The sequence below is a fragment of the Nonomuraea lactucae genome, from assembly GCF_003313395.1.
In the GTDB taxonomy this organism is placed as follows: Bacteria; Actinomycetota; Actinomycetes; order Streptosporangiales; family Streptosporangiaceae; genus Nonomuraea; species Nonomuraea lactucae.
The window spans coordinates 1-5,711 of sequence record NZ_QNFZ01000828.1 but is presented as its reverse complement, the minus strand read 5'-3'; the positions used below and the strand labels follow the sequence as shown (position 1 = coordinate 5,711).

Annotated in this window: 5 protein-coding genes; 2 read left to right on the top strand and 3 right to left on the bottom strand. The window is 69.6% G+C overall.

Features of this window, described 5'->3' with window-relative positions:
• The coding region (locus DQW85_RS28800) for an acyl-CoA dehydrogenase family protein (RefSeq protein ID WP_275888270.1) at positions 1-464 on the top strand (464 nt) is incomplete at its 5' end.
• Entirely contained in the window at positions 464-1,966 is a 1,503-nt protein-coding gene (locus DQW85_RS28795; RefSeq protein WP_113703004.1) for an AMP-binding protein, read from the top strand. The genes DQW85_RS28800 and DQW85_RS28795, both read left to right, overlap by 1 nt.
• Before the next feature lie 347 nt (positions 1,967-2,313).
• On the opposite strand, the gene DQW85_RS48300 is transcribed toward DQW85_RS28795, so the two are convergent.
• From DQW85_RS48300 to DQW85_RS28780, 3 genes are all read right to left on the bottom strand, one after another.
• Positions 2,314-2,805: a trypsin-like serine protease gene (locus DQW85_RS48300; RefSeq protein WP_420819192.1), complete on the bottom strand. Its 492-nt coding sequence runs from the start codon at positions 2,803-2,805 to the stop codon at positions 2,314-2,316.
• A 236-nt stretch (positions 2,806-3,041) separates the two neighbouring features.
• On the bottom strand, positions 3,042-4,010 hold the full coding sequence (locus tag DQW85_RS28785; protein WP_113703002.1) for a helix-turn-helix transcriptional regulator: 969 nt from the start codon (positions 4,008-4,010) through the stop codon (positions 3,042-3,044).
• Between the two features lie 63 nt (positions 4,011-4,073).
• Positions 4,074-5,510, bottom strand: a complete 1,437-nt coding sequence (locus tag DQW85_RS28780; RefSeq protein WP_113703001.1) for an Nramp family divalent metal transporter — start codon at positions 5,508-5,510, stop codon at positions 4,074-4,076.
• Positions 5,511-5,711 lie beyond the last annotated feature (201 nt).

The window sequence follows — 5,711 nt, the reverse complement described above, 5'->3', positions numbered from 1 at the left end:
GGGTCCTCGGCCCGCCGCCGCACGAGGGCGGCATCGGCGACCGGCTGGCCGTCGCGCTGGCGGCCGAGCAGCTGGGAGTGCTGCGGGCCTCGCTGGACGCCATCGTCGCCTACGCCGGGATCCGCGTCGCGTTCGGCCGGTACATAGGCTCCTACCAGGGCGTCAAGCACAAGCTGGCCGACATGCACTGCAAGCTCGAACAGGCCGAGTCGATCGTCCGCTTCGCCGCCTGGGCCGCCGACGAGTCGCCCGACGAGCTGCCCGCCGCCGCCGCGCTGGCCCAGGCGTACGTGGGCCGGGCCTGCTTCGAGGTGGCCCGCGACCATCTGCTGCTGCACGGCGGCATCGGCTTCACCTGGGAACACGACGCGCACCTGTTCTACAAGCGGGCCAAGACCGACGAGGTGCTCCTCGGCCCGCCCCGCATCCACCGCGCCCGCCTCGCCGAGCTGCTGGAGCTCTGATGGACGCCGCCCGCCACCCCGGCTTCTACGCCATCGCCGCGGCCGACCCCGGCCGCCTCGCGGTCATCGACGCCGACGGCTCGCGGACGACGTACGGCGAGCTGCTCGGCCGGGTCAACCAGGTCTCCCACGGGCTGCGCGCCCGCGGGCTCGGCACCGGCGACGTGGTGGCGGGCGTGCTGCCCAACGGCGTCGACGCCGTCGTCATGCTCATGGCCACCGGGCAGATCGGGCTCTACTACGTGCCGATCAACTGGCACCTGACCGAGCCGGAGATCGCCTACATCCTGGCCGACTGCGACGCCGGGCTCGTCATCGCGCACGAGGAGTACGCCGGAGCCGTCCCCGGCGCCGAGCCCGGCACGGCCCGCCTCGCGGAAGGGCGGCCCCTGACGCCGCCCGCCGCGCGGACCTCCGGTGCCGTCATGTGGTACACCTCGGGCACCACCGGCTTCCCCAAGGGAGTGCAGCGCCGGCTGACCGGCGCCGAGCCGGAGGCGGCCGTCCCCCTCGCCATCTGGTTCGTCGGAGAGGTCCTCGACCTCACGCCCGGCGACGGGGTCCACCTCGTGACCTCGCCGATGTACCACGCGGCCCCGTGCGCCCACACGCAGCTCGCGCTGCACCTCGGGCACACCGTGGTGATCGCGCCCCGGTTCGAGCCGGAGATCGTGCTGGAGCTGATCCAGCGCCACCGCGTGACCAACGCGATGATGGTGCCCACGATGCTCCACCGCATGCTGCGGCTGCCGCCCGAGACACGCGGCTCGTACGACCTGTCGAGCCTGAGGCAGGTCGTCCACACGGCCGCGGCCTGCCCGGTGGCGGTCAAGCGGCAGATCATGGACTGGTGGGGCCCGGTGCTCTACGAGTACTACGGCTCCACGGAGTCCACGATCGCGTTCGTGGTCAAGCCGCACGAGTGGCTGGCCAGGCCCGGCACCGTGGGCCGCCCCGCCCCGGCGATCGAGGCCAGAATCCTCGACGAGGACGGCCGCGAGCTGCCTCCGGGCGAGCCGGGCATGATCTACGTCAAGTCGGGCCTCGGCTCGTTCGAGTACCGCAAGGACCCGGCCAAGACGGCGGCCAGCATGCGCGGCGACTGGTACGCGCCAGGCGACATCGGCTACCTCGACGAGGACGGCTTCCTGTTCCTGTGCGACCGGCGCACCGACCTCATCGTCTCAGGCGGGGTCAACATCTATCCCGCCGAGATCGAGGCCGCGCTGCTGGAGCATCCCGCGGTCGCCGACGTGGCCGTCATCGGGGTGCCGGACGAGGAGTGGGGGCACACCGCGGTCGCGATCGTGCAGCCGGCCGAGGGCGTCACGCCAGGACCGGCGCTGACCGCCGAGCTCCTCGGCCACTGCGCGCCGCGCCTGGCCAGGTTCAAGCACCCGAAGGTGGTCGAGTACCTCGACCGCCTGCCGCGCACGCCCTCGGGCAAGCTGTCGCGCTCCCGGGTCCGCGAGACCTACCTGGCGGCGAGGACCGGCTCCTAGCTACCAGTCGCCCGCTGAGCGCGTTCGTCCCTCGACTTCTCGCGGTGCTTGGGGTTCCAGCTGTACCTAACCCTGAAGACACCGTGCTATTCCGTTCGTGATCTTTCAGGGCGCAGGAAAATCGAGGTGCGCGCGATGACCCGCATGCCCGATCGGCGGAAGCCCTCCGCACGTCACCATGCCGCCTGATCGGCATTTGTCGCATGCGGAGGGCGTCGATCAGCCCATGTCGGAAGAGGCGCACACCGTCCCCGCCACCGGGGAACACGCGGCTCTCTGGAGGAAATCATGGACATCCGGATGGCCGATATACACGAAGACCGCAGTTGCGAAGCCGTTTAGCGGGTTTACCCCGGAGAACGTGCCCATGTTGATGAACTTGCCCGGGTGGCCCGGTCTCCTGCTTGCAGTCTCTGCACGGGACCGCCCCAACCGAGCAGGGTCAGCACCTTGTTGGTCATGGGGAACGAGCCCCTGGGAATCCTCGGAAGGGGTTCGATGGGGGTTGTGACAGGAGACACCAGTCGTAGGACAGCGATGTCGGTTTTCTCTGCCGCCATTATGCTAAATCCTTGTCTAAGGTCCCCCTCTCCGCGTCTGGTCGAGCCCGCCCGGATCCAGTACCTTTTCGGATCCATGCTGTATTTTGTGAAGCAGTGTCTAGACGTCACCACGTGCTGTGCCGAATACAGCCACCCTCCGCACACCAGGTAGTTGGGCGGATTCGCGCCGGGGACGTTCAGCCAGAGCTGGATGACGTTATGCGGCTTGACCGCATCTCTGCCGTTGACGATCGCGTTCGCAGCTGTAGCCGTGCTGACGGGAAACAGCAGGACCATCATCGCCACGCACAGCGCGGCGAGTCGGCGACGGGGAATACGGACGACCCGCGGGACAGTCTGTGCCTTGGCTAAGTGAACACTTTGGCGCGCGTTTGTCGCATACGGAGGGGGAAGGCCCCCGCTCAAGCGCGACGGCAGGCGAGACTGGGGTGCACCGTGGAAACGGCGGACTTGCCCGTGCCAACTCGCTGGTCAAGCCACCGCGGCTCCCAGAGGGGGGCCGCCGGGCCGGTTCACCGGGCCGCTTCACCGGCGCCGGCCGCCCGGCGGTAGCGCTCCGACATCCGCAGCACGACCTCGGCCAGCTCCGGCGGGTCGAGCACCTCGAAGTCCACGTCGAGGTAGCCGATCCAGACCACCATCCCGGCCAGGTCGTCGCCGCCCAGCCTGAGCAGGCACGTGTCCGCGTCCACCGGCTCCACCTCCAGCTCCGGCGGCAGGTGGCCCATCCTGTCGGCGGGGGCGTGCAGGAGCACCGTCGCGCGGTGCCGCCACATCGCCGTGTTGACGCCGCGCTCCACGTACGCGGCCACGTCGCCGCCGCCGGGCAGCTCGCGCGGGGCGAAACGCGGCCCCGTCGGGACGCGCGGCGTGAGCCGGTCCACCCGGAACGTCCGCCAGTCGCGCCGCGTGACGTCGTAGCCGACCAGGTACCAGCGTCCACGCCGGTGCACGAGCCGGTGCGGTTCCACGTCGCGGACCGTAGAGGAGCCGTCGTGGCCGGTGTAGTCGAAGCGGAGCCGCTCGTGGTCCCTGGCCGCGTTGGCGATCGTGGTGAGCACGTCCGGAGCCACGGCCGGCGCCCGGCCCGGGATCTGCACGGTGTAGGTGTTGAGCGCGTTCACCCGCCGCCGCAGCCGCGACGGCAGCACCTGTTCGAGCTTGGCCAGGGCGCGCACCGAGGTCTCCTCGATGCCCTCGACGCCACCGCCCGCGGCCCGGCCGAGCCCGACCGCGACCGCCACGGCCTCCTCGTCGTCGAGCAGCAGCGGCGGCAGCGCGGCGCCCGCGCCCAGCCGGTAGCCACCCGCGACGCCGGGCGTGGCGTGCACCGGGTAGCCGAGGCTGCGCAGCCGCTCGACGTCGTTGCGGATGGTCCTGGTCGAGACGCCGAGCCGCTCGGACAGCTCGGGGCCCGACCACTCCTTGTGCGCCTGCAGCAGGGAGAGCAGCTTCAGCAGGCGCGCCGAGGTTTCCAGCATGCCGCCAGTCTGCCCGCCAACGCGGAAGGGACGCTTCCGCGTTCACGGAAGACCCGCGTCGGCTCACGAACCGCCGAAGATCTTCTGCACCTGCTGGATGATCGTCAGCACGGTCAGGGTGCCGAAGAAGCCCACCGACCAGACCAGCGCCCCCAGCCGGTACGACCTGATCTTGATGGGCGCGGGCAGCGCCCTGCGGTTGAGCACGATCAGCAGGATCGAGTACACGAACATCATCACGGCCGCGAAGCTCGCCGACAGCACGAGCAGGATGAGCGGCTGGTCGAAGCCGAGCAGCAGGATCGTGATGCCGACCAGCGTCATGACCCAGACCACGAGGAAGTAGACGCGGTCCACCGTCACGGTCCTCTCCCGCAGGTAGACCGTCTTGATGATGTCGGAGGCCAGGCGGGAGGTGTAGTCGACGATGCCCATGGCCGAGGCGAACAGCGCGAGCGCCCCGATCACCCAGAACAGGACGCCGAACCACGGGCCGACCAGGCTCATCAGCGTCTGGCCCTCCACCCTGAGGAACTCGATGCTGTTCTCCAGCCCCGGCTTCCCGTACACGGTGGAGTAGGCGAGCATCGACATGAGCGCGATCGTCAGGAACGACACCAGCGCGAACGTGGACGCCTGCTCGACGTTGGCGAAGCGCCACCAGCGCCGCCACCGGTCCAGGTTCTCCTTCGTCGGGGCGAACTGGAAGCCCGTGGAGGAGACCGCCTCCTCGTGACCGGTGACGGGGCTGACCAGGCGCGGCACGTACAGGCCCATGCCGAAGCCCTTGTCGCGGATCCAGTTGCTCTGGCACAGGTTCTGCCCGCCGCCCGCGCCCGCGTAGGCGATGGCCCCCATGAGCAGCGCGAACTCCAGAGGCGGCGCCGGGAACGTCGCGTCGACGGTCAGGCCCTTGGCCAGCGCGGCCCAGCTCTCCGCGTTGATCGCGAACAGGACCGCCACCACGACGAGGACGGCCACGAGGGCGATCTTCACGAAGATCACCCGTTCCAGCGCGACGTAGATGACCGGCGCCAGGGTCAGTGCGAGCGCGATGACCAGCAGGAAGCCGATGGCGATCCAGCGCACGCTGTCCTCGGCGGCGCCGGTGAGGTAGCCGACCATGGTGGCCGACGTGGTCACCCAGCCGGGCCAGAGGTTTGACGCGAGCGTCATGAGCACGAAGATCAGGCCCCAGTGCTGCCACATCCGGCTGAAACCGGTCAGCGCGGTCTCCCCGGTGGCCAGCGTGTAGCGCTCGATCTCCATGTTGAGGAACCATTGCGTGACGATGCCGACCAGCGCCCCCCAGATGAAGACGAGCCCCACCTGGGAGGAGATGTACGGCCAGAGGATGAACTCGCCCGACGCCAGCCCCACGCCCGCGCCGACCAGCCCCGGGCCGATGATGCGCCAGGTGTTGCGCGGAGGCTCGGGAAGATCGCGAACGGTGACGGACGGCAGGACCTTCGCGGGAATGGTTGGAGTGAATTCCGACATGGCGGACTCCTTGTGCGACGTGCCTGAACGCCACATTACAGAGATCGCTGACCATAGTGGAATACCTAGTTGACAACGTTGTCGTTTACAACGATGTACTCCCCGTCATCGGTGAACCCGGCGACGCGCCCGCCGCGCGCCATCAGGCCGCCGAGCACCTCCCGCACGGCCAGCCGCCACGCCTTGGCCGCGCCCGGGTCC